General features: G+C 62.2%; 23 protein-coding genes. 14 read left to right on the top strand and 9 right to left on the bottom strand.

Annotated elements, in window-relative coordinates; genetic code table 11:
- Positions 1–27 precede the first annotated feature (27 nt).
- The gene (locus tag V2B23_RS21045; protein ID WP_430952122.1) at positions 28–606 is read right to left on the bottom strand and encodes a DUF2231 domain-containing protein; all 579 of its coding nucleotides are present in this window, start codon (positions 604–606) and stop codon (positions 28–30) included.
- A 101-nt stretch (positions 607–707) separates the two neighbouring features.
- Between V2B23_RS21045 and V2B23_RS21050 the strand changes: the two genes are divergently transcribed.
- Complete coding sequence (locus tag V2B23_RS21050) at positions 708–929, top strand: hypothetical protein (RefSeq protein ID WP_430952123.1); 222 nt, start codon at positions 708–710, stop codon at positions 927–929.
- 7 nt (positions 930–936) lie between these two features.
- Here the strand turns inward: V2B23_RS21050 and V2B23_RS21055 are convergent, their stop codons facing one another.
- Together V2B23_RS21055 and V2B23_RS21060 are read right to left on the bottom strand one after the other, a co-directional pair.
- Positions 937–1,791 (bottom strand): polyphosphate kinase 2 family protein, encoded by an 855-nt coding sequence (locus V2B23_RS21055; RefSeq protein WP_430952124.1) that lies wholly within the window; start codon positions 1,789–1,791, stop codon positions 937–939.
- A 55-nt stretch (positions 1,792–1,846) separates the two neighbouring features.
- Positions 1,847–2,575: a TetR/AcrR family transcriptional regulator gene (locus V2B23_RS21060; RefSeq protein ID WP_430952125.1), complete on the bottom strand. Its 729-nt coding sequence runs from the start codon at positions 2,573–2,575 to the stop codon at positions 1,847–1,849.
- 135 nt (positions 2,576–2,710) lie between these two features.
- Here V2B23_RS21060 and V2B23_RS21065 point away from each other — a divergent pair, with 135 nt between their 5' ends.
- The 6 genes from V2B23_RS21065 to V2B23_RS21090 all read left to right on the top strand — a co-directional run bounded on the left by V2B23_RS21065 (position 2,711) and on the right by V2B23_RS21090 (position 7,976).
- A complete protein-coding gene (locus tag V2B23_RS21065; protein ID WP_430952126.1) occupies positions 2,711–3,994 on the top strand; it encodes a DUF445 domain-containing protein in 1,284 nt (427 codons plus the stop codon).
- A gap of 103 nt (positions 3,995–4,097) precedes the next feature.
- On the top strand, positions 4,098–4,607 hold the full coding sequence (locus tag V2B23_RS21070) for a helix-turn-helix domain-containing protein (RefSeq protein ID WP_430952127.1): 510 nt from the start codon (positions 4,098–4,100) through the stop codon (positions 4,605–4,607).
- The gene (locus V2B23_RS21075) at positions 4,597–5,466 is read left to right on the top strand and encodes a heparin-binding hemagglutinin (RefSeq protein ID WP_430952128.1); all 870 of its coding nucleotides are present in this window, start codon (positions 4,597–4,599) and stop codon (positions 5,464–5,466) included. The genes V2B23_RS21070 and V2B23_RS21075 overlap by 11 nt, the downstream gene beginning before the upstream one ends.
- A gap of 93 nt (positions 5,467–5,559) precedes the next feature.
- Entirely contained in the window at positions 5,560–5,853 is a 294-nt protein-coding gene (locus V2B23_RS21080) for a DUF2516 family protein (protein ID WP_033235530.1), read from the top strand.
- Between the two features lie 105 nt (positions 5,854–5,958).
- A complete protein-coding gene (locus V2B23_RS21085; RefSeq protein WP_430952129.1) occupies positions 5,959–6,894 on the top strand; it encodes an AurF N-oxygenase family protein in 936 nt (311 codons plus the stop codon).
- A 50-nt stretch (positions 6,895–6,944) separates the two neighbouring features.
- The gene (locus V2B23_RS21090; protein WP_430952130.1) at positions 6,945–7,976 is read left to right on the top strand and encodes an alpha/beta fold hydrolase; all 1,032 of its coding nucleotides are present in this window, start codon (positions 6,945–6,947) and stop codon (positions 7,974–7,976) included.
- A gap of 44 nt (positions 7,977–8,020) precedes the next feature.
- On the opposite strand, the gene purU is transcribed toward V2B23_RS21090, so the two are convergent.
- Positions 8,021–8,908, bottom strand: coding sequence for a formyltetrahydrofolate deformylase (purU, locus tag V2B23_RS21095; RefSeq protein ID WP_430952131.1), 888 nt, complete (start codon positions 8,906–8,908; stop codon positions 8,021–8,023).
- 64 nt (positions 8,909–8,972) lie between these two features.
- On the opposite strand from purU, the gene deoC reads away from it, so the two are divergent.
- Positions 8,973–9,638 (top strand): deoxyribose-phosphate aldolase, encoded by a 666-nt coding sequence (deoC, locus tag V2B23_RS21100; RefSeq protein ID WP_033235526.1) that lies wholly within the window; start codon positions 8,973–8,975, stop codon positions 9,636–9,638.
- A 28-nt stretch (positions 9,639–9,666) separates the two neighbouring features.
- On the opposite strand, the gene V2B23_RS21105 is transcribed toward deoC, so the two are convergent.
- Positions 9,667–11,175 (bottom strand): DUF222 domain-containing protein, encoded by a 1,509-nt coding sequence (locus V2B23_RS21105; RefSeq protein WP_430952132.1) that lies wholly within the window; start codon positions 11,173–11,175, stop codon positions 9,667–9,669.
- Positions 11,176–11,254: 79 nt separating this feature from the next.
- Positions 11,255–12,025, bottom strand: a complete 771-nt coding sequence (locus V2B23_RS21110; RefSeq protein WP_430952133.1) for an LmeA family phospholipid-binding protein — start codon at positions 12,023–12,025, stop codon at positions 11,255–11,257.
- 126 nt (positions 12,026–12,151) lie between these two features.
- On the opposite strand from V2B23_RS21110, the gene V2B23_RS21115 reads away from it, so the two are divergent.
- The 3 genes from V2B23_RS21115 to V2B23_RS21125 all read left to right on the top strand — a co-directional run bounded on the left by V2B23_RS21115 (position 12,152) and on the right by V2B23_RS21125 (position 16,420).
- Positions 12,152–12,730, top strand: coding sequence for a type IV toxin-antitoxin system AbiEi family antitoxin domain-containing protein (locus V2B23_RS21115; protein WP_430952134.1), 579 nt, complete (start codon positions 12,152–12,154; stop codon positions 12,728–12,730).
- 147 nt (positions 12,731–12,877) lie between these two features.
- Positions 12,878–14,308: an Ig-like domain-containing protein gene (locus V2B23_RS21120; RefSeq protein ID WP_430952135.1), complete on the top strand. Its 1,431-nt coding sequence runs from the start codon at positions 12,878–12,880 to the stop codon at positions 14,306–14,308.
- Positions 14,309–14,563: 255 nt separating this feature from the next.
- Complete coding sequence (locus tag V2B23_RS21125) at positions 14,564–16,420, top strand: Ig-like domain-containing protein (protein ID WP_430952136.1); 1,857 nt, start codon at positions 14,564–14,566, stop codon at positions 16,418–16,420.
- A gap of 73 nt (positions 16,421–16,493) precedes the next feature.
- Here V2B23_RS21125 and V2B23_RS21130 read toward each other — a convergent pair whose 3' ends face one another.
- From V2B23_RS21130 to V2B23_RS21140, 3 genes are read right to left on the bottom strand one after another with little or no spacing between them, the layout of a single operon-like run.
- Complete coding sequence (locus V2B23_RS21130; RefSeq protein WP_430952137.1) at positions 16,494–17,282, bottom strand: class I SAM-dependent methyltransferase; 789 nt, start codon at positions 17,280–17,282, stop codon at positions 16,494–16,496.
- Positions 17,283–17,288: 6 nt separating this feature from the next.
- Entirely contained in the window at positions 17,289–17,789 is a 501-nt protein-coding gene (locus tag V2B23_RS21135; RefSeq protein ID WP_045063896.1) for a DUF2505 domain-containing protein, read from the bottom strand.
- A gap of 60 nt (positions 17,790–17,849) precedes the next feature.
- Positions 17,850–18,347 carry a DUF2505 domain-containing protein gene (locus V2B23_RS21140; protein ID WP_033235518.1) on the bottom strand — a complete coding sequence of 166 codons (498 nt, stop codon included), beginning with the start codon at positions 18,345–18,347 and terminating at the stop codon, positions 17,850–17,852.
- A gap of 74 nt (positions 18,348–18,421) precedes the next feature.
- Between V2B23_RS21140 and V2B23_RS21145 the strand changes: the two genes are divergently transcribed.
- The 3 genes from V2B23_RS21145 (at position 18,422) to V2B23_RS21155 (ending at position 22,300) form a co-directional block, all read left to right on the top strand.
- Positions 18,422–19,465, top strand: coding sequence for a UDP-N-acetylmuramate dehydrogenase (locus V2B23_RS21145; protein WP_430952138.1), 1,044 nt, complete (start codon positions 18,422–18,424; stop codon positions 19,463–19,465).
- A 33-nt stretch (positions 19,466–19,498) separates the two neighbouring features.
- Positions 19,499–20,695, top strand: coding sequence for a L,D-transpeptidase (locus tag V2B23_RS21150; protein ID WP_430952139.1), 1,197 nt, complete (start codon positions 19,499–19,501; stop codon positions 20,693–20,695).
- Positions 20,696–20,782: 87 nt separating this feature from the next.
- Positions 20,783–22,300, top strand: coding sequence for a hypothetical protein (locus tag V2B23_RS21155; RefSeq protein WP_430952140.1), 1,518 nt, complete (start codon positions 20,783–20,785; stop codon positions 22,298–22,300).
- The last annotated feature ends 2 nt before the right edge of the window (positions 22,301–22,302 follow it).

Raw genomic sequence — 22,302 nt, forward strand, 5'->3', positions numbered from 1 at the left:
TCCGCTAGTTCACTACGTTCAGCGCTATTAGTTCACTACGTTCAGCGCCGGATCCAGGACCGGCGCTGACGCCGTCTCGGCGTCGAGATCGTCCATCAGCCGGAACACGATGTGCCCGCCGAGTGCGCCGCCGACGCCGATAGCGCTCAGCCCGACCAGTGACAGCAACCGCGCGAGTGGCGGCGGCGGGGAATCGTTGCTGCGCAAGAAATACGACACCAGGAAAGCGTCGATGCCTACCGCATTGCTCGCGGCGTGAACGAGCCCGACCCGGCGCGCGACCGTGTTGCGTTCAGACCAGTCGAGCCAGCCGGTGATGAGGGCGGGCGGTGTTGTGACGAGTCCGAGGAGGATCAGGTTGCGCACTGTTTTCGGCTCCCGCACAACATAATCGAAGACAACGGACGCAGTCCACGCTCCGATGGGGACGGCCACCAGTGCGGGATGTAGTGGGTGCTCGACTGGTGATCCGCGAAGGATCGAGGCAACTTTGCGCGTAGCCGGCGAGCGTGAGGCCGCGTCGAGGATTCTGCGCTGAAGCCCTGTGGACGGACCGTCCAGTTGGTCGGCGGATTCGATTCTGCGGAAAAGGTTTCCGATATTCATGTAATTCGGCTACCCCAGGTGCCGCCAGGGAAACCCGCTTGTCGAGCATAGGTCTGCGGCGTACGGTCGAATCGAAAGAGATCCGACCCCGAGGAGCCATCATGAAGCTCAATCTCTTTGCGGCATGGGCGTCGTACTTCCTTGTTCTTGTCACTGTTGTCTGTCTGGGTGGATTCCTCTTTGCAGCCGGATCAGGGAACGTCGGCTGGGCGCTGGTTTCCGGGCTGGCGGCAGCCGTATCCATAGGTCTGATGATCGCGCTGTACAGCGGAACCGTTCGGCACGATCACAAGGTGCATCGGGAAACGCCCCACTTGTTCTGAGCCTCTATCAGGCTTCGGCGAGTCGAGCCTTCTCGACTTCGACGTCGAAATCGGCTGGTGGCCATGACAGGTCGAGATTCTCGAACGCGTTGATCAACAGCTCGGTGACGGCGATGCGGCTGTACCACTTGCGATCACATGGCACGACGTACCACGGGGCGTACTCGGTGGACGTCTTGTCGAGCATCGCCTGATAGGCCTCTTGATATGCGGGCCACAGTTTTCGTTCGGTCACGTCGCCCGGGTTGTACTTCCAGTACTTCTCCGGCCGGTCGAGTCGCTCCTGCAGACGTTTCTTCTGCTCGTCGAGCGAGACGAACATCGCGACCTTGACGATGGTGGTGCCGGCCTCGACCAGTTCCTTCTCGAACTGATTGATCTCGTCGTAGCGTGCTCCCCACACATCCGGCGGCACCAGATCGTGAACTCGCACCACAAGAACGTCCTCGTAGTGAGAGCGGTCGAATACACCGAGATAACCGCCGCGGGGGAGTTGCTTCTTGATCCGCCACAGGTAGTGATGCTGCTTTTCCTCGTCTGTCGGAACACCGAACGACGCGTGGTCGACGCCTTGCGGATCGACGTGGCCCACGACGTGGCGCATCATCCCGCCCTTGCCTGATGTATCCATTCCTTGCAGGACGAGGAGGACTGATCGCGAGTCGCCCGAGCGACCGTTGGCGTACAACATTTCCTGCAAGCCCGACAGCACCGCGCCGCGTTCTTCGAGGAGACGCTCGCCGTCAGCTTTCTTTCCGGTGAATCCCGGAGTGCTGTTGCGGTCGAGACCTTCGAGATCGAAGCCAGGCTGCGATCGGAGGGTCGTCATGGCCGGAGTTTCCCACAGTGAGTCGTCGGTCATACCCGCAGACTGTGCCACAGCCGAGGTGGCCTCCGTGGGAACTTCAGGCTCAGTCTTATTCGGGAGCGATCAGCGGATGCGGCATGGACTTGAACTTGGCCGGTGAACCCTTGACGGCGGCGATTCCGGTGATGCCGCCCCACGTCATCATTGTCAGGTAGTCGATCAAGGATTCAGCAGACATCGACTTGTTGGAGATCCACCAGTGCGTCGCCAACTGGATACCGCCGACGATGCCGTACGCCCACGGCAGAGATCCACCGGAATCCATTTCCATCTCGCGCAGACGATTGCCCAGCACCGTGGACAGGAGTTCGGCGATCATGCGCTCCGACTCGGCGACGACGTCGCGGCTTGCGCCGGCTCCGTTGGCCATGACGTAGAGGTAGATCGCCGGGTCCGACGCAACAGTCTCGACGTACGCGGTGATCGTGGCGTGTGTCAGTTCGAAATCGTCGAGTTCGTCGCTGATGGCCTGATAGATGCGCGGCGCGAGAATTGTCTCGACGTACCGCATCATCGTGGCGGTCGTCAGGTCACTCTTGTCGGTGAAGTACCGGTAGAGAACAGTCTTGGACACACCGATTTCGGACGCGATCTCATCCATACCGATTTCACGGCCACGCGCCCGGATCGCCGCGATGGTGCCGTCGACAAGCTCTTCACGTCGGGCGATCTTGTGCTCGCGCCAGCGTCGTTTGCGTCCGTCGGACTTTTCGGGCTTCGTGTCAGCGACAACTGGGCCGTCTACCTGCTCGTTGTCCTGCACAGCGTTCTTAGCCACGGGTATCTCATATCTGTGGTGCGATCCACGTCCAAGCGGTCTCATTCCGTTTCAGCTTAGTGTCCGGGCAATTACGGTGGGCACGCACCTGCGGCTTCGACGCACCTGCGACAAGCTTTCGGCACAATGGCAAGGGTGCAGCAATTGAGCCTTAACGATTTCGACTCGACTTTCGGCGACGACGCCAAGCGTCGAGACCTCCGCAAGATGAAGTTCTTCGCGACCGGTCTCCTCGGTTTCGCGACGGTCGTCTATCTGATCTGTCGATGGCAGGAATCACGCGGCGCGGGCGAGTGGGTCGGGTATGTGAGGGCCGCGTCCGAGGCAGGAATGGTCGGCGCGCTGGCGGACTGGTTTGCCGTCACGGCGCTGTTCCGGCATCCGATGGGCATACCGATTCCGCACACGGCGATCATCAAACGCAAGAAAGACCAGCTCGGGGCCAGTTTGAGTTCGTTTGTCGGTCAGAACTTCCTGGCCCCGGACGTTGTGTCCGCGAAGGTGCAGCAGGCGCAGATCCCGCTGCGGCTCGGCACGTGGATGGCAGAGCGGGACAATGCTGCGCGTGTTGCCGCGGAGACGTCGACGATCCTGCGCGGACTGGTAGAAGTGCTGCGCGACGAGGACATCGCGCAGGTCATCGACCACACGATCGTCAAACGTCTGGCGGAACCGATGTGGGGCCCGCCGATCGGTCGGGTACTCGGTGAGCTTCTGAAGGAGAACAAGCAACTGCCGATCATCGAACTGCTGGCCGAACGCGCCCATCAGTGGGCGCTCGGCAGTCAGGAGACCATCGACCGGGTGATCGTCCGGGACTCGCCCGCGTGGTCACCCAAATTTGTCGACGCGATGCTCGGCGAGAAAATCTACAAGGAACTGGTCGAGTTCACGTGGAAGGTGCGGGCAAATCCCGAGCACGAGGTTCGGCTCGCGGCCAATCGCTTCCTGATCGATTTTGCGGACGATCTGCAGAACGATCCGGAGACGATCAAAAAGGCCGAGGGCATCAAGGCCGAGATCATGGGGCGCGAGGAAGTCACCGGACTCGCGTCCGCGACGTGGAAGGTCGCTAAGCGGCTGATCATGGAATCGGTAGACGATCCCAACAGCACCCTGCGGACCAAGGTCGCCGAGAACGTCGTCGGATTGGGCATCCGCCTGCGCGACGACGAGTCGATGCGCAGGAAGGTCGACGGGTGGCTTGCCTCCGGTACGACGTACATCGCGGAGAACTACACCGACGAGATCACCGGAGTCATCAGCGACACCGTCGAGCGCTGGGACGCCGAAGAAGCAAGTCGCAAGATCGAGCTTCAGGTCGGTCGTGATCTTCAGTTCATCCGCATCAACGGCACGGTCGTCGGCGCGATAGCCGGTCTGTTCATCTACACGGTATCGACGCTGCTTTTCGGCTAGTCGGCCCTCGAATGTGACGTGCACCCCAGTGCTAGCAGTAGTGCTTGCAATAGTTAGCACCCTCTCTTACTCTGGGAAATGTCCACAGGAAAGGGAAGACGCAATGTCTGCGAAGTCGACGAACTCCGATGAAGGAGAACGTGAATCATCCGGTGCCGCAGCCGGAGCCAGCGACTTGGCAGCGCGCGTCGTCAGCTCTGCGGCACACGACATCGGGGGATTCATTCGTGCGCAGCGCGAAGCCGCACAAGTCTCGATGCGCCAACTTGCACAGCTCGCCGGTGTAAGCAATCCGTACCTCAGTCAAATCGAACGAGGCCTACGGAAACCGTCAGCTGACGTGCTCGCGCAAATAGCAAAAGGGCTCCGAGTGTCTTCGGAAGTCCTCTACGTCCAGGCCGGATATCTCGAACAACGGCCACACAGTCCGATCCGTGACGCCGTACTCGCAGATACCTCCATCAGCGAGCGACAGAAACAAGTGCTGCTCGAGATCTACGACTCGTTCTGTCGGGAGAACGATTCGACGCGGCCCGCTGCAGTAGCCCAGAGCACAGCCCCCACCACAATTCCGGACTCAGACCTCCCAGAAGGAGAACACCATGACCGATAAGACTGCCATCGACAACGTGAAGACCTCGATCTACGCCGCAGTCGGCGCCGGCGACCTCGTCGTCCAGGCCGTTGCCGACGTTGTTGCCCAGGTTCGTGAGCGCGCCGAGACCAGTCAGGACGACGTCACCGGCCGCGTCGACGGTGCACGCGAAAAGTTCGCCGCAGTGCAGGGCGATGTCGTGGAAAGCGTTGAGGCTCTTCGTGAGCGTCTCGCCGGCCTGCCGTCCGAGCTGCCCGAGGAGCTTGCCGAGCTGCGCGAAAAGTTTGCACCCGACGAGCTCCGCAAGGTCGCCGAGGCATACCTCAAGGTTGCAGGCGATCTGTACAACTCGCTGGCAGAGCGCGGCGAAGATGCAGTTGAGCGCATCCGCAAGCAGCCGGCCGTCGAAGAGGGCATCGCCGCTGCGGAGTCCGCTCTCGGTGACGCCGTCGAGCTGACCGAAGACGCACTCGGAACCGTTGCCCGTCAGACGCGCGCCGTGGGCGAGCAGGCTGCCAAGCTGGCCGGCCGCGCTGCCGGACGCATCTCCGACACCGCCGAAGAGGTTGGCGAGAAGATCTCCGACGCCGGCGAGAAGATCGCTGATGTGGGCGACGAAGCTGCGCTCAAGGTCCTCGACCTCGGCGACCAGGCAGACGAGGCTTCCAAGGAAGCTGCAGCTCGCGTGACCGCTGCCGCTTCCGATGTCCAGGAGCGCGCAACGGCAGCTGCCAAGAAGGCTGAACCCGCGAAGGCTGCTCCGGCCAAGGCTGCACCGGCGAAGGCTGCTCCCGCGAAGGCTGCTGCCGCACCGGTGAAGGCCGCTCCGGCCAAGACCGCTGCACCGACCAAGGCTGCACCGACCAAGAAGGCTTGATCAGCTGGCTCGACTGGTGAGAAGGCTCCTGCGCTCTCGGGTGCAGGAGCCTTCTGTTCGTGATGTCGGCGTACGGAAACTAGGATGTAAGACGTGGTAGCTGTGGATGGCATTATCGGCCTGATTTTTCTCGCACTGAAGTTGCTTGCCTTGGCAGGTGCTGTCTTCGCGATCGTGCATGCCGTGCGGCAGCGCCCCGACGCGTTCACCGCAGTCAACAAGCTGACCAAGCCGATCTGGCTCGGCATCCTTGTCGTGGCGGCTTTGGTGCTGTTGGTGACGTCTCCGGTGGGAATGCTGGGCATCATCGCGGTAGTCGCAATCTGCGTCTATCTCGTTGACGTGCGGCCTCGCGTGGACGACATCCAGCGCGGTCCGCGCTGGTAGCGCGTTTTCAGCGGTTCGTCCCCACCGGGGTGGCACTATGCGGTGCTATTGTGGGTTAACGGCAGTCACACATAGATTGTCGGTCCTCGTGGGGAGTGAACTGCGATGTCTGTCGAGCATGACCGATCTACGAACGATCGGCGCCAATCCCGACTGACGCGTGCCGGTGACCGCCAGGAAACAGCGTCCAAGCTCCTCGCCTCGGCTGCGCGCACGTCCTACGACCCGTTGATCGAAATCGACTGGGAAGCGCCCGTCCGCGGCGACCTGTACGGGATGAGCCCCGAATGGTGCAGCCTCTACGGCACACCGATGTGGGACGAGATGACGCAGCAACAACGCATCACCCTCACCATCCACGAAGCAGCCAGCATCGCGGGCACCGGCATCTGGTTCGAAATGATCCTCATGCAGATGCTCGTCCGCGACATCTACTTCCACGATCCGTCCACAGCGCACGTGCAATTCGCGCTCACCGAAATCGCCGACGAATGCCGGCACTCCACGATGTTCGCGCGCTCCGCAGCAAAGTTCGGCGTCCCGTCCTACCGGCCGAAGGCCTGGATCCGCACCGCCGCACGCCCGTTCAAGGCAACGGCCACAGGATCCCTGGCCTACGGCGGAACACTCTTCGCCGAAGAAATCCTCGACATGATGCAACGCGAATTCATGCGAGACACCCGAGTCCAACCACTCACCCGAACCGTCAGCAGAATCCACGTGGTCGAAGAAGCCCGCCACATCAGATTCGCCCGCGAGGAAACCGTCCGACGAGCAGCCCACGTCACCCGGTTCCAGCAAGCTCGCATCCGGTTCGTACTTGCCGTCACCGCATACTTCGTGGTCACCAGCCTCGTGAACAAAAACGTTTACGCAGCCGCCGGACTCGACGCCGAAGCGGCAATCCACGCCGCGAAAAACAATGTCCACTACCACGACATGGTGCGTCGAGGATGCGCGAATACCGTCGAATTTCTCACCGAGGTCGGCCTGATCGGCGGCCCGTCAACGATGCTGCTGCGCCGAGCGCACATCATCTGACACTCATCATCCGTATCGATCTTCTTTCGAATTCAGTCAGGGGTACATGCATGTCCAGCAGTTCGCGAACCACCACACTCCGGGTATTGGCCGGAGTTGCCGGAGCCGGAGCGTTTGCAGCAGCCGTCGCCGCTATCCGTCGTCGGAGCTCCACGAGAGGTCTCACCCTCGTTTCCGACGTCGAACCGAACGCACTCCTGAAGACCCCGACGTTCAAAGCGGACATCAGCGAACTGACCACCGAAGACGGCGCGATCATCAACATCCGGGCATACGGCCCGGCCGACGGTGATCCGATTGTGCTCAGTCACGGTTGGACCTGCTCAACCGAATTCTGGTACCCACAGGTCAACGCGCTGGCCGGCGAATACCGCGTCATCACGTACGACCAGCGCGGACACGGACGCAGTACCGTCGGCACTCTTCCGCTGGGACCCGACGTACTCGCCGACGACCTCTCGGCAGTGCTCGGAGCGACTGTCCGTGAAGACAAGAAAGCTGTCATCGTCGGGCACAGCATGGGCGGCATGAGCATCATCGCGTGGGCCGGAAAGCACCCCGACGACGTCAAGAAGTACGCGTCGGCGGTGATGCTGGCCAGCACGGCAAGTGATCGCCTGATTGCCGAAACCACCGTGATTCCGCTCCCGGAACGCTTCCCGCGGGTACCGGTTCCGGTCGGCCGCGCCATCCTCAGCTCGCCCGTGCCATTCGTGTCCTCGGGCGCGATGACCAAGGCAATCCAGTACGTCTCGATGTCGCCCAACGCCACCAAAGCCGAAGTTCAGTTCTGCGAGAACATCGTTCGTGAGTGCAAGCCGCGCATCCGTGGCGGTTGGGGAGCGGCCCTGAGCACACTCGACATTCACGAGGGACTCGACAATCTCGAAGTGCCGACCACCGTGCTCGTCGGATCACTCGACCGACTCACGCCACCCGTCCACGCACGCAAACTTGCGCAGGTGCTCGACGAAGCCGGCAACCTCGAACGGCTGATCGTGATTCCCGGCGTCGGTCACATGTCGTCCATCGAGAGCATCGACGAATTCGACCGCGAGATCGTGCGGTTGCGCAATCTCTAGTTGATCGCCCTGCTAGCTGAACACCGGGTTAGCTGAACACCGGGTTAGCTGAACACCACAGTTTTGCGGCCGTGGACCAACACTCGATCCTCGAGGTGCCACCGCAAACCGCGGGAAAGAACAAGCTTTTCGATATCGCGACCCTGGCGGACCATGTCGGCAACATCGTCGGCATGGTCGACGCGGATAACGTCCTGCTCGATAATCGGGCCGGCATCAAGTTCCGCGGTGACGTAGTGGCACGTCGCACCGATCAGCTTCACACCACGCGCAAAAGCCTGGTGGTACGGGCGGGCCCCGATGAACGACGGCAAGAAACTGTGATGAATGTTGATCGCGCGGCCCGCCCAATGCTCGCACAGTGACTGCGGCAGAACCTGCATGAACCGAGCCAGGACAACAGCGTCCGGGTCATGGGCGTCGATCAGGGCGCGCACCTTCTCGAAGGACGGTCCGCGTTCGGCCGGGTCCTTGGGGAAGGGCACGTGGTGAAAGTCGATCCCGTGACGCTCGGTCACGCTGCGTAAGTCCTCGTGGTTTCCGATGACTGCGCTGATTTCGGCTGGGAGTTCGCCGCCGGCCGCGCGTCCGAGGAGGTCGTGAAGGCAGTGACCTTCCTTGCTCACCAGCAGGACGATCTTCTTGGGAGCCCCCGAATCGTGCAGCGTCCATTCGGTTTCGGGTCCGATCTCGGCCGCAACGGCTTTGAAACGCTCACGCAGTTCCTCGATGCTGATACTCACCGATGACGCCCGCACGGCCTGACGAGTGAAGAACCATCCGGTGTCTGCGTCAGCGTGATACGCAGCTTCGACGATCCAGCCACCCACATCGGTGAGGAAAGACGAAATGCGCGCGACGATGCCCGTCGTGTCGGGGCAGCCGAGGGAGAGTACGTAGCGTCGATCATCAGTCGAGGGTGCAGCGGTCATACCGCCTAGTCTCTCAGGTGTCGCAGTGCCGCTCGACGCATGGTCGTATGCCAAGCTTTCTTTCATGGCCCACGCTGCGCTCACTCGTTCACAGGTTGCCGCAATGGTCGACCACACCCTGCTCAAACCCGAAGCCACGGCCGCCGACGTCACGGCGCTGATCGACGAGGCCCGGGAACTGGGCGTTCTCGCTGTGTGCGTCTCACCGTCGATGCTGCCGATCCGCGCCGACGGTCTGATTACCGCCGCTGTGGTCGGCTTTCCGTCCGGCAAGCATCACTCCTTGGTGAAGGGCGCCGAAGCGCGTCTCGCTGTTGATCAAGGTGCCCGCGAAATCGACATGGTCATCGACGTCGGGGCAGCACTCGCCGGTGACTACAACGCTGTGCTTGCCGACGTACTCACCGTCCGTGAAGCCATGGGCGAGCACGCGGTACTGAAGGTGATCCTCGAAACTGCGGCACTGCCCGATGAAGCGATAGTCGAATGCTGCCGTGCGGCAGTACATGCGGGCGCGAACTTCGTGAAAACTTCCACAGGTTTCCACCCCGCAGGCGGGGCAAGCGTCGAGGCCGTCGCGTTGATGGCCAAAACCGTCGGGCCGTCGGTGGGAGTCAAAGCCAGCGGAGGAATCCGCACCACGCAGGCGGCGCTCGACATGATTGCTGCCGGCGCCACCCGCCTCGGGCTGTCGGGAACCCGTGCCGTGCTCGACGGTCTGGGGGAGTAGCACCGGACTGCCCTGATTCTGACGTGATTCAGAATGGCGGCGGGTCGCTACCGTAGTCGACGGTTTTTTGGGGCACTCGTTTTCGGGGTGTGGAGATCTGGAACGTTTGCCGTCGTTTCCGTTCCGCATGTTTTGCCGCCCGGTACTGAATCTTGACGAGGCGATGTTTGCGTTCACTTCGGATGCGGGCAGCTTTGTTTTCCAAACGTGTTCGTCGCCGGGTTCCTCCTTCCGGTGGCGGTGGTTCCTGTTGGCCGGTGAGTAGTCCGGCGGCTCTGGTGCGGTAGCAGTGACCGGTCTGCGAGGTCAGGGTGATGCTGCGATCCAGGTTCGGGGCGAGCCGCCACTTTCCGGAGTGCTTGAGGCGGTGATGGTTGCGGCAGAACGCACTCAGATTCGACGCAACCGTCTTCCCACCCTGTGTGGGGTCGGTGTGGTTGAAAGGAACGTTGTGGTCGAGGTCGCAATTCCAGGCGGGGGCATCGCAGTGCGGCCACTGGCAGCTTCCCGCAATGACTCGCAGCCACGTATCGAGTGCCGCGCCGGGGCGGTAGACCGTCGCCGACGCGGGCACAGGTGTTTCTGGCACCCGTACCTCCCGAACGTCTGCGTCTTTCGCGATGTCGCGGGCGTGCTCGGCGCTGATGACGCCGTACCCGTCGAGGTGGGCGGGTTCATTCGAGCCTGCGGTTAGTGCGGATTCGTTGATCACGACATGCACGAGTGGCCGGCGCATGATCACCAGACCACTTCGGTCCTGCGGGCAATCCCCGCGGTCGCAGTCGCACACCAGCACCGTGGAACCGCTCACCAGAGCGCCCAACGCATCAGCGCGGCGCTGCTCATACGTACGCGAATCGTGTCGGCACACCGACATCGCCAATTCCCGCAACCGGCCGTCGAACGCACGCGCCTGCTCCGCCGGGATACTGCCGAGGATGCGGGCCATACCGTCCTCGGCGGCACTGACCCCGACAAACCGATCCGCCAGCGCTCGACGTCGGCGCTCCCGCAGTCCTTCCGGATCAAGGCGGGCCACGATCCGGTCGATCGCCGCCGTCAAGCGGCGACCCGTCAACCCGATACCACCGTCCACGGGTGGGGCGAGAACCTGCTCGAGCAGCAAGCGTTCGACTTCGTCGATCAACTCGTCACTGACATTCGCGGTAGCGGACTCGATCAAACCGACACGATAGAAGTCGAGTTCACCGCGGGCCATCGCCGCCCGCGTACGATGCAACCGCGTCTTCAACGCAAAACCCAACCCGATGAGCTTCCCCGCCGCGGCCCGCCCCATCGTCAGGACCGCGCCGATCTCGGATTCGGCGAGCTCGTGCGCCGACGACGTCCACGTACCGCCCTCGACATGCTCGGCACTACGACGGGTGAAGAACTCCGCCACCACGGCCAGTTTCCGCTCGACCAGCATCGCCTCACATGAATGCAACTCACTCATGAGATCGATGAGGGCGCAATCGGTTTCGGTACCGCTCAGCTGCGCTGAGATACCGAAACTTCCCACCCCTGGATCGAACATCCTCCCACCGTAATCGAAATCCTGTTCGAATAGAACAGCTATCCGAAATCAGTCGGAAAAGTCCGATAACAGGTAGAGATCAGGTGAGAATTCCGCAGCTGTCGGGAACCGCGGATGCATTCTGGGCCGAGGCGTTGGCAACGGGCATTGCGAAGGCGCCGCCTTCGAGTGAAATCTCGATCGCGTCGTCGGTCACCGTGAGCTCGGTGGGCTTCATGTCCAGGGGGTAGGTCTGCAAGCTGTCGGTCAGGGTCGCGACGATGCCGTCGACCAAGTCGGTCGGCAGTCCGAAGCCCAGGATCTCGGCGCCGACGGTTTGTACGTCGACAACTCCGCCCGAGATGGTCGGCTTGACCGTGAGCTTGGCAAGGCCCGCGGGTCCGACGTCGAAGGCCAAAGTTCCAGCGGCGGAGTCAGCCGTGACGCCGGTGACAAGTCCGCCGAAAGTCTGTTCCTGGAGTGTCGCCAGGATTCCGGCCGTGGACCAGGTGACATCGGCGCTCGAGCTTCCGATGGTTCCGCTGTTTCCGTCAGACGGTTGGAGATTGATGTCGTTGACCTTGGCGTGCACCTGCATCCCCGTGGCCGGCCCGAATGACGAATCGTCACTGTCGATGGTGATGTACGGGACCTTCTTGTCGATGGCCTGAAGCAGTACCGGCTTCCAGCTCAAGCCCACGTCTACCTGTGAGCCGAGTTCACTCTGAAACTGGTCGGCCATGCAGCTCTTGACTTGATTGCGTACGTAGAGTTCTCCGCCGACAAGCGCTGCGACCAGTACAGCGATTACGACGAGCAGGATGATGAGCACACGATTGCGCGGGGGCGCGCTGTTTGCTGCGACAGTCATCTCAGGGATTCTTCCCGACGACTCTGAACGAACTCTGTGAATACGCGCCCGTCCGATACTGTGATCTGAAACACAGGATGCCGTAGCCTGGCGGGAAAGCGCTCCAGACGGTCACCGGAGGTGGTCATGGCTCCAGACTACGAAGCACTCGAATTGTTGGCCTTGCGTCAATGTGGGTTTGTTGCGACTGATCAGGCTGCCGCCCTGGGCTGTGCCGGCAGTGACTGGGACGGGCTCGTGGAATCCGGAACCTGGATTTCGGAGTGTCCGGGGCTGTTCCGACTGGATCGGGTGCGCCGCACCGCGATGGACGAGTTTGCCAAATGGTGTACGTGGTTTGCCGGCCGGGCAACCGTCTCGCATTACAGCGCTGCCGAACTTCACGGTCTCGGGCACTTGCAACCACGGTTCCTGCACTTGTCCGTCGGCGTGCCCGTTTCGGCGCCGACCCGTCAGCTTGCTCTGCACCGGTGCTTGCTCGCAGAATCGGAATGCGAGCAGTTCGGAGCCATTCGAATTACGACGCCGGTGCGCACTGTCCTCGACATTGCGTCGGGTGGTATTTCCCAGGAACTGCTCAATGAAGTGGTGTCCGACGGAGTCGCGATCGGTCGGCTGGACGCCCATGAGTTGTACCGCTCGTGTGAGAGCGCCGCCGTCGACGTGGCTGTTCGCGTGGAATTGGCACTCACCGCAAGCCTGTAGTCGTAACCGATTTTGCGCTAAATGCACCAATTTGGCGAAAAGCGTAGTTGCGTTACAAGCAAAGGGATAACGTCACGGCATCAAAGCAGATGGACACTTGTCCTAGACGCCTGTACTGGACGCCTGTCTGCTCCGTCGTCGAGAGGGATGTCTGTGAGTGGTGTTCGCCGTGTTGTCGGTGGTTTGAGTGTGTTTGCTGTTGCTGCGGGTTTCGTAGCGGTTGCCGGTGTCGGGGTTGCGGGTGCGGCTCCGGTGACGGCTGAGTTCAATTCGAGTGGTTACAAAATCACTCGAACTATCAGTGACGGGACGCCGTCCGAAGGTGATGTGATCACTTCCACCACGGTATTCAAGCGGACCGACTTTGTGGTCAATTATCTGTACGCGGTTCGGGATTTTCATCCGTCGTGCATGACGTATGTCGAGGGTTCGGCGAAGGTGAACGGGAAGGCGTACGCCCCGGAGACTCCGGTGAGCACTGACTCGGTGCGCGTGAGCGCGAGCATCACCGATTGGCCGTTGTATCAGAACAATACGAAGTCGTTCGAGTTTCAGTATCGGGTCGGCGCGGGGTGTGATCGCGGTACTGATTTGGCGAGCACAGTGCATTTCGACGGTTCGGCTTGGGTGAATGACACGACAGGCGGGCGTGGCCCGTCGATCAATGTTCAGAAGAACGTCTCGACGACGACACTGTCCCCGGTCAGCGGTGCCCAGGTGGGACAATCGGTGACGTTGAGCGCGACGGTGACCGGTGGCGCCAACGGTGATCCGGTGGAGTTCTTCGACGCCGGTTCCAAGATCGGTCAAGGCACGCTCGCCAATGGTGTTGCCACACTTGCCTGGACGCCGTCCACTCGCGGAGATCATTCGATTACCGCGAAATTCGCCGACACCGCACGGGCGGTCGGGTCGGCTTCGGCGGCGCTGAACGTGAACGTTTCGCAGGCCGATGCTCAGTCGAGTACGACGCTGGCGCCGATCTCGGGCGCTCAGGTGGGCAAGTCGACCACCCTCAAGGCGACGGTGTCTGCGCCGGGAACAGGTGGGACAGTGACGTTCAAAGTCGGCGCCACGGTTCTGGCTTCGGTACCGGTCGCCGGCAATGGCGAAGCCACGTACGCCTGGGTTCCGACGGTTGCAGGAGCGCAGACCGTCGAAGCTGTGTTCGCCGACCGATCCGGAGTCGCAGGCTCGAGCGCTACAGCGAGTACAACAGTTGCCGAGCAACCCACCGGAACAACAAGTTCCACAACAGTTCTCAGTGCAGCAGCAGGACAGGTCGGTGTTGCGCAGACCATTTCGGCCCAGATCAACCCCGCAAACGCCGGTGGCACAGTCACCTTCAAGGACGGTGAGTCGGTCATCGGCACAGCGACGGTCGATTCTTCTGGCAAAGCCGGCATTTCGTGGACGCCGGCAACAAAGGGCCAGCGAGTCGTCGCGGCCGAATACTCGGGCGCCGGAACGGTGACGGCTTCGGCCGATCAGGTCTCCGTTCAGATCGCAGCACCCGTCGAGGGCGGAGAGCCCGGCACCGGCGGAACAGGTTCGCTCGGAAACATCTTCGGTTCCTAAGGCATTCGACGCCTGGTGATGCCCCGTTCGCGTGAAGCGGTGGGGCATCACCTATATCGCTCGCTTCTCGAGAAGGAAAATCTATGTCTGTTGGTTCTGTTCGCCGTGTTGTCGGTGGTGTGGGTGTTTTTGCTGTTGCTGCGGGTTTCGTAGCGGTCGCTGGTGTCGGGGTTGCGGGGGGCGGCTCCGGTGACGGCGGAGGGAAATGTGCACGGTTACAAGGTTGTGCGCACTATTTCGAACGGAACGCCCAGCGTGGGTGACACGATTACCGTGAAGTCGGTACTGACTCGAACTGGTTCCCTCGAGTACTTGCAGCAGGTCAAAGATGTTCATCCGGATTGTCTTACCTATGTGACGGATTCGGCCAAGGTTGACGGTTCGGTGATCGGCCGTGACAAGGTCGAGGTTGTTGCCGACTACGCGAAGATCTCGGGCAGTTGGGCGGTTTACTGGGATGGTGGTCTGATCAATCCGAAGTTCCGAACGGTTGAGTTCAGTTATACGGTCGGTGCGGGTTGTGCTCGTGGTGTGGATTTGACGACTGAGTTGCATGTGAGTGGGACCTTGGGGTCGGGGCAGCTCAAGGGTGTCGGTCCGTCGATCAGCGTGGCGAAGAACGTCTCGACGACGACGCTGTCCCCGGTCAGTGGTGTGCAGTTGGGGCAGTCCGTTCCGCTGAAGGCGACGGTTACCGGGGGTTCCGACGGTGATTCGGTGGAGTTCCTGGACGGTGTCACCACGATCGGTTCGGGCGCGCTCGCCAATGGTGTTGCCACACTTGCCTGGACACCGACCGGCGTCCGCACGCACAGCGTGACGGCCACGTACCTCGGCAACACGATGGTGGCAACCTCGACGTCGTCGGCAGTCGACGTCGTTGTGTCCGAAGCGGACAAGTCCACGACAACCGCGATTACCGGTCCAGCGAACGCGATCGCAGGTGAATCCGTGACACTCGAGGCTTCGGTCTCGCCTGTTCCGGTGGGTGGCACGGTGCAGTTCAAGGACGGCGCAACCGCCCTCGGCGATGCCGTTACCGTCGACGCCAACGGCAAGGCCTCGATCACGAGTTCCTATGCAGCCGGAGCGCATTCGATCGTGGCGGTGTACTCCGGAGCAGGTGTCTACCAGACCTCGACGTCGACGCCGCATACCGTGACGGTCGCTCCCGTCGTGGTCGAGCAGAGCACCACCACCACCCTCGTCGGTCCGTCGAGCGCTTCGACAGGAGAGGAATTGTCGTTCACTGCCACGGTGTCGACCGGTGCTGCGGGCGGCACGGTGCAGTTCAAGGAAGGAGCCAGAGATATGGGCTCCCCGATTCCCGTGGACGCCTTGGGTAAAGCCACGATCACACCGACGTTCAACGACGCCGGTGAATACCACATCACCGCGGTATTCTCCGGTTCGGGGAACTTCTTGGGTTCGACCTCGAGTGTCCAGACTGTGAAGGTTGACGCACCGGCTCCTGTCGACCAGCAGACCCAGACGGTCTTGACTGTTCCCGCGAACGCAAAAACCGGTACGGCAGTGGGTCTTTCCGTGACGGTCACACCGGCGCCGACGGGCGGCACGGTGCAGTTCAAGGACGGTTCGGGCACTCTCGGTTCGCCGGTGGCGGTCGTCGACGGCAAGGCGTCGATGATGCATGAGTTCGGCAGTGTCGGCACTCACGACATTACGGCGGTGTACTCGGGCGCGAGCGGATTCCTCACCTCTACCTCGGTCGTGCAAGCGGTTTCGGTCACGGCTCCGGCCGCGGAAGATCAGGAAACGTCCATCACTGTGAGCGCTCCGGCGTCCGCCATGAAGGGCGCACAGGTCGATCTGGTTGCGGCCGTTGCACCTACACTCAACGGCGGAACGGTCCAGTTCATGGACGGAACCACCCCGATCGGCGGACCGGTTGCGGTAGTGAACGGTAAAGCCACACTCTCGCATACCTTCACCGAGGTCGGCGATCGTCGGATCACCGCGGTGTTCAGCGGAACTGACGGATATCTTGGTTCCGAGACGCAGGCCGGCGTCACCGTCAAGGTCACGGCAGAGCCTGGCACAGGCACTGAAAGCGGTTCGCTCGGAGACCTGGGCACCATCTTCGGTTCCTAGCTCGAACCAGTATTGACGATATCGCCTCGCCGCGGAGAACATCTCCGCGGCGAGGCGCTTCGTGTCTGCGAGTTCAGGGGTTCGGTGCTACGACGTGCCAGGGCACGGTCAGGATGCAGTCACGCAGGCGTCGCCGCGCGGGTTGGACAGGAATACCTTGCCCACGAAGGATTTCCAGCGCAGCAGCCCACCGGTGACGGGGACCGAACGATGCATGGGGCGCCGCAGTGGCCCACGCGCGATCCGCGGCCGTGAGTAGTGCGTGAATCGGCTCTCCCGGAACATTGCGGTGAATGAGGGCCTTGGGCAATCGTTCTGCGATGTCCGAAGGTTTCTCGATGTCGAAGGGATCCCACGCCAAGGTCAGGGTCAGGGGTCGGTGCGCATCGAGCAGCACCCAGGCGCACCGACGCCCCAGTTCGTCGCACGTCCCGTCGAGTATCAAACCGCCAGGCGCCAAACCGGATTGAATGTGCAACCAGGCCGATTCCACCGCGTCTTCGGGATACTGGCGCAATACGTTGAAAGCGCGAACGAAAACCGGTGACAGACCCGCCAATTCGAACCCGCCGCGCGCGAAACTGACTCCGTTGCGGCTTTCCACCACGCGGGCCGGGTCGATTTCGAGTCCGATGACCCGGCGGTCGCGTCGAACTGCGGTGAGGCGATCGGCCATCTCGAACGTCGTGTCGGGGCGCGCGCCGTAGCCGAGGTCGACGATCAGTGGGTCGGCGGCGTCGTGCAATGCACGTTGAATGGCTCGGTTGTGCACGAGCCAGCGGTCGCTGCGCCGCAGACGGTTGATGCCGGTTGTCCCGCGTGTGATGACACCCTCGATCTTCGGGGGTGGAGCAGTCTTCACCGGGGGTCAGCGAGCGGCGAGCCAGGTCGCGGTGACCTGAGCTTCGGTGCGGAAGAGGTCGACAAGATTGGTGAGCATCAGCTCTTCCAACTTCCCGCCGACAAAGGGGATATGCACCTTGGCTTCCGAGGACGTCCGCAGGGTGCATCCTGTTTCGGTGCCGAACAGTTCCATGGTTCCGGTGAGACTGCCCGGTCCGGCTGGGATGGAGGCCTCGTAGGTTCCCGTAACCGTGTCACCGAACGGGCTGTACGACTCGGTGCGCGTGATGATCAGGTCGTTGCGCATGACGGTCTGCGCGATATCGGGCAGATCAGTACGGGGCAGGACATGGTGCAGGACGAGTTCGATCCCGGAATCGCTGACCTCGAAATGTTCCACCCGATTTTCGGAATGCTTGCGCATCTCCTCGACCCGGGCGTCCCAGTATCCGCGATCGGTCAGTGCTTCGTAGACCTGTTCGGGGGAGTGCTGGTAGCGGGCGGAGTAGTCGATGCGTCGAGCCATGATCGCAAACGATACCGGCTACCTGCTGTTACAGAAAAAACCTACCCCGCCCGCAATGCCCTATTTTGCGATCCAGTCCCGCGTGAAGTCCTGCTCCGCCTCGATCAGGCGGGTGACCTCGTCCACGATCGCGCTTTCGATCTTGCCGCCGAAAATCGGGATCTTGACCTCGACCTCACCGGTGGCACTCAAGGTGCAGCCCGTGTCGTCTCCGCTGAGCACCTGGGTGCCCTCGATGCGTGCTGGGACGCCGTCGACGTGCGCCGAGAAGGTTCCCGTCGCGGTTCCGCCGTTGAGCGGTGCGATGGTCTCGCTGCGCTTGATGACGATGTCACCCTTGATGAAGTTGGAGACCATGGAGGGGAGGTGCTCGGCCGGAATGACCTGAGACATGGTGACTGCGACGGTTTCGTCCCGGACAGTCAGTTCGTCGATGGTGGCGCCAGGGCCACCTACTGCGGCGATACGGTCACGCCAGTACTGCTCCGACGTCACCGCCTCATGGACCTTGGCGACGGGGACGGTGTACTTCGATGAATGCTCGATGCGACGGCTCACGATTGTGGAGGCTACCGTTTACCGATGTGTGGGACGTAACCATTGGCCAACGCGTCGTAGATTCCGGCGCTTTCGTGTCCGAGAACATTGACCTGTCGGGATTGACGACGCTCCGGGTAGGAGGACCTGCGCGGCTGCTCGCGGAATGCCCGACGACGCAGTCTCTGGTCGACGTCGTTCGGCTTCTCGACCGGGAGAATGTGCCGACGCTGATCTTGGCGGGCGGGTCTAATCTCGTCATTTCGGACGAGGGTTTCGACGGAGTTGTGGTTCGTGTGGCGAACACCACGGTGACCCTCGACACGGATCGTGTTGTCGCCGAGGCCGGCGCGGTGTGGGACGAGGTGGTCGGTCAATCCGTTGCCGCGGAATTGGGCGGACTCGAAGCCCTGTCGGGAATCCCCGGTTCGACGGGTGCAACCCCCGTGCAGAATGTCGGCGCGTACGGCGTCGAGGTGGGCTCGCGACTTCGGCGGGTCCAGTTGCTCGATCGTCGCACCGGAGAGGTGTCCTGGGTCGACCCGTCGACTCTGCAACTCGGCTACCGCTCGAGCGTCCTCAAGCATTCGGACGCAGCGCTGGTTCTGGCCGTCGAATTCGACGCGACAACGGACGGGCTGAGCGCGCCCCTGGCCTACCGGGAACTGTTCACGGCACTCGATGCTCAGGAAGGTGATCGATTGCCGTCGTCGCAGGTCCGCGAAGCTGTTCTGGGTTTGCGCGCCGGTAAGGCGATGGTGCTCGACCCTTACGATCACGACACGTGGAGCGCGGGTTCCTTCTTCACCAATCCGGTTGTGCCCGAGGATCGGCTGCCCGCAGTTCTTTCCGCGATTACGACGCAGCTCGGGGATGTGACTGTCCCGCAGTATCCGGGGGTCGGCGGAACCAAGCTGTCGGCGGGGTGGCTGATCGAGCGAGCCGGCTTTTCCAAGGGGTACCCGGGTGAGGACGCACCGGCTCGGTTGTCGACTCGTCACACACTCGCCCTGACAAACCGCGGTGATGCGAAGTGCTCGGACATCGTGGCTCTCGCCCGCACCGTGCGGGACGGCGTGGACGCCGCGTTCGGTGTGCGTCTCGAGCCGGAACCGGTCACCGTGGGTTGCCGGATATGAGCTGACAATAGTTAGCGCGCGTAGCCTGTTGAGGTGCATCAGCTGGGTATTCGGAGAAAACGTTCGCGTCTTGCTGCTTTGGTAGCTGTTCTGCTTGCGGCGATGCTTGCTGTTGCGGGATGCACCATCGGTGGCGCCGAGACGGCCGGCGAGGCATCACCAGCTGAAAAAGCACCTGTTGCGCAGGTTGTCGCGACGCCGGTTGTCGGTACCAGGGACGTCAGCCCGATCGCCCCGGTGTCCGTCACGGTCACGGGTGGCACTCTCGACGAGGTTGCGCTGCACAACTCGGCGGGTACACCCGTCGCAGGTCAGCTGTCTGCGGACCGGACGTCTTACGTCGTCAGCGAGGCTCTCGGGTACGCGGCCACGTATTCGTGGTCCGGTTCCGCCACCGGCACCGACGGGAAAACCGTTCCCGTCGAGGGCAGTTTCACGACATTGGCACCCGATTCGCAGACCGGCGGCACCCTCAACATCGCAGACAGTCAGGAAGTCGGAATAGCGGCGCCGATCACCCTTCAGTTCGACAACTCCGTCGTAGACAAAGCAGCGGTGGAGAAGGCTCTTGTCGTCACGAGCGTTCCGGCGACCGCCGGTTCATGGGCGTGGCTGCCGGACGATAACGGGGGCTCGCGCGCGCATTGGCGTCCCGCCGAGTATTGGGTCCCGGGAACCGTCGTTCATCTGGACGCGAAGCTGTACGGACTGAGCTACGGCGGCGGCGCGTACGGCGATCAGGACCTCACTCTCGATTTCACCATCGGTCGTAGTCAGATCGTGAAGGCAAACGCGCCCAGCCACCGCATGCAGGTCGTCCGCGACGGCCAGACGATCATGGACATCCCCGTCAGCTACGGCGAAGGCAACGAGGCCCGCAACGTCACGCGCAGCGGCATCCACATGGTGACCGAGAAGTACGAAGATTTCCTCATGTCCAATCCGCCGTTCTACGAGAACGTCCGCGAACGGTGGGCCGTTCGCATCTCCAACAACGGTGAGTTCATCCACGCAAACCCGGAAACCACGGGAGTTCAGGGTTCGTCGAACGTCACCAACGGATGCATCAATCTCTCGATGTCGGATGCGCAGGAGTATTTCGGAACCGCGCTGTACGGCGACCCCGTCGAGGTGACCGGGACGTCGATCGACCTCTCCGCCGCCGACGGCGACATCTACGACTGGGCGATCGATGTCCCGACCTGGAAGTCCATGTCCGCGCTCGCCTGAGCAAACAAGAAATTCCTTCCGCGGCGGAACCCCTGGCATCACCGATGCGTCTACTCAGGTAGGCGCGGATGAATTCGGGGGATTGTCGTGAGTCTTCATGATGTTGTGGCGGATGGTCTCGCCCTTGTGGCATCGGTGCCCGGTCGTATCGCCGATGTGGCATTGACGCCGACTGCTGTGCTCCACCATTTCACCGACGATCGCGGCGAGTTCGACGACACAATCGCCGAAGCATCGACGCTCGCAGACCTGGAACGCGAAGTGAACTGGGCAATCCGCGATGCACTGACTCCGCGGGCGACGGCGTTGGAGTACAGCGAACACGCCATTATTGAAGACGACCCCTTCGACGCCATGTCTCATGCTCAAATTTTTGCGCATGTCGACGAAATGAAGCCCGACATTCTTGTCGCGATCAGTAAAGCCTGGACCGAGATATCGGAGCGGGTCGTGAATGGAATCTCGGCCTTCAACCTCGCAGTCGGATCGGCAATCGGTGACGGCTGGCAGGGCAAGGGTGGATCTGCGGCCTTGGAGGCTGTTCTTGCGTACTCGGCTGACGGCCAGGAACTTCAGACCCGAGTGCAACTGGTAGCCAACAAAGTCGAAGAAGCAAGGATCGCGCTGGGACAGGCAAAACAGTCGATACCGCGGCCAAACGACGCATCGCTTGGGGAACAGCTCATCAGCATGATTCCAGGGGAGTCGTGGCGTCAGGCGCAACATGAAGCAGAGGAAGCGGAGCGACTGGCGCGCCAAGTCATGAAGGAGATGTACCTGCCGTATCTGAAACGTGCCGATGATCAGGTTCCCGTCCTGCCGCCCGCATTCAATCCCATCACCTCCGGCGGCGGAACCACCAGTGGCCGTAGTCCGTTCCAGACCGGTACCGATCAGATGTCGTACGAGCAAGCGGCGTCCGCCGCGGGCAGATCATCTAGCGGTGGTAGCGGATTGGAACAGCGCACAACAGATTCGGCAGGTGGCGCCGGGACTGAACCGACCGTCGACGGCGCGGGTAACGGTGCTTCGGCTGGTGGATCAGGTGCGACGCCAGGCGACGGGGTCGGCGACGGCGGACGAGTCTCCGGGTCGGGAAACGGCCAGGGTGAAAGTGGTTCCGGGCCCTCGACTACCTCGGCGGCTTCCGCTGTGCCGCAGTCTGTCGCCGGTGGGTCCATCCCTGGTGTCGGACATGGCACCGGACTTGGTGGAGGTACCGGTCTCACCGGCGGCCCTGGAGCTGGCGGATTTGGCGGCGGTGGATCTGCAGGTGGGGCGGGCGGCGGCACCGCGGGCAGTGGGTTAGGCGCGAATGGTTTGGGTGGCAGTGGTTTGGGTGGCAGCGCTTTGGGCGGCAGTGTGGCAGGCGGCGGCCTGGGCAGTGCCGGCGGCAGCGGGGCCCGCGGCGGTGCGGCAGGCAGTCTCGGGGGAACCGGTAGCCGGGGCATGATGGCCGGCGGAATGGGAGGCATGGCAGGCGGCCGCGGACAAGGCGACGACGACAAGATGCACGAGACGCCGGGCTACCTCATCACTCTCGACAACGGAAACGAACTGATCGGGGACCTGCCGATGGTAACGCCGCCGGTGCTGGGGCAGTGAAC

This window comes from Rhodococcus sp. 24CO (assembly GCF_050586165.1).
GTDB lineage: Bacteria > Actinomycetota > Actinomycetes > Mycobacteriales > Mycobacteriaceae > Rhodococcus_F.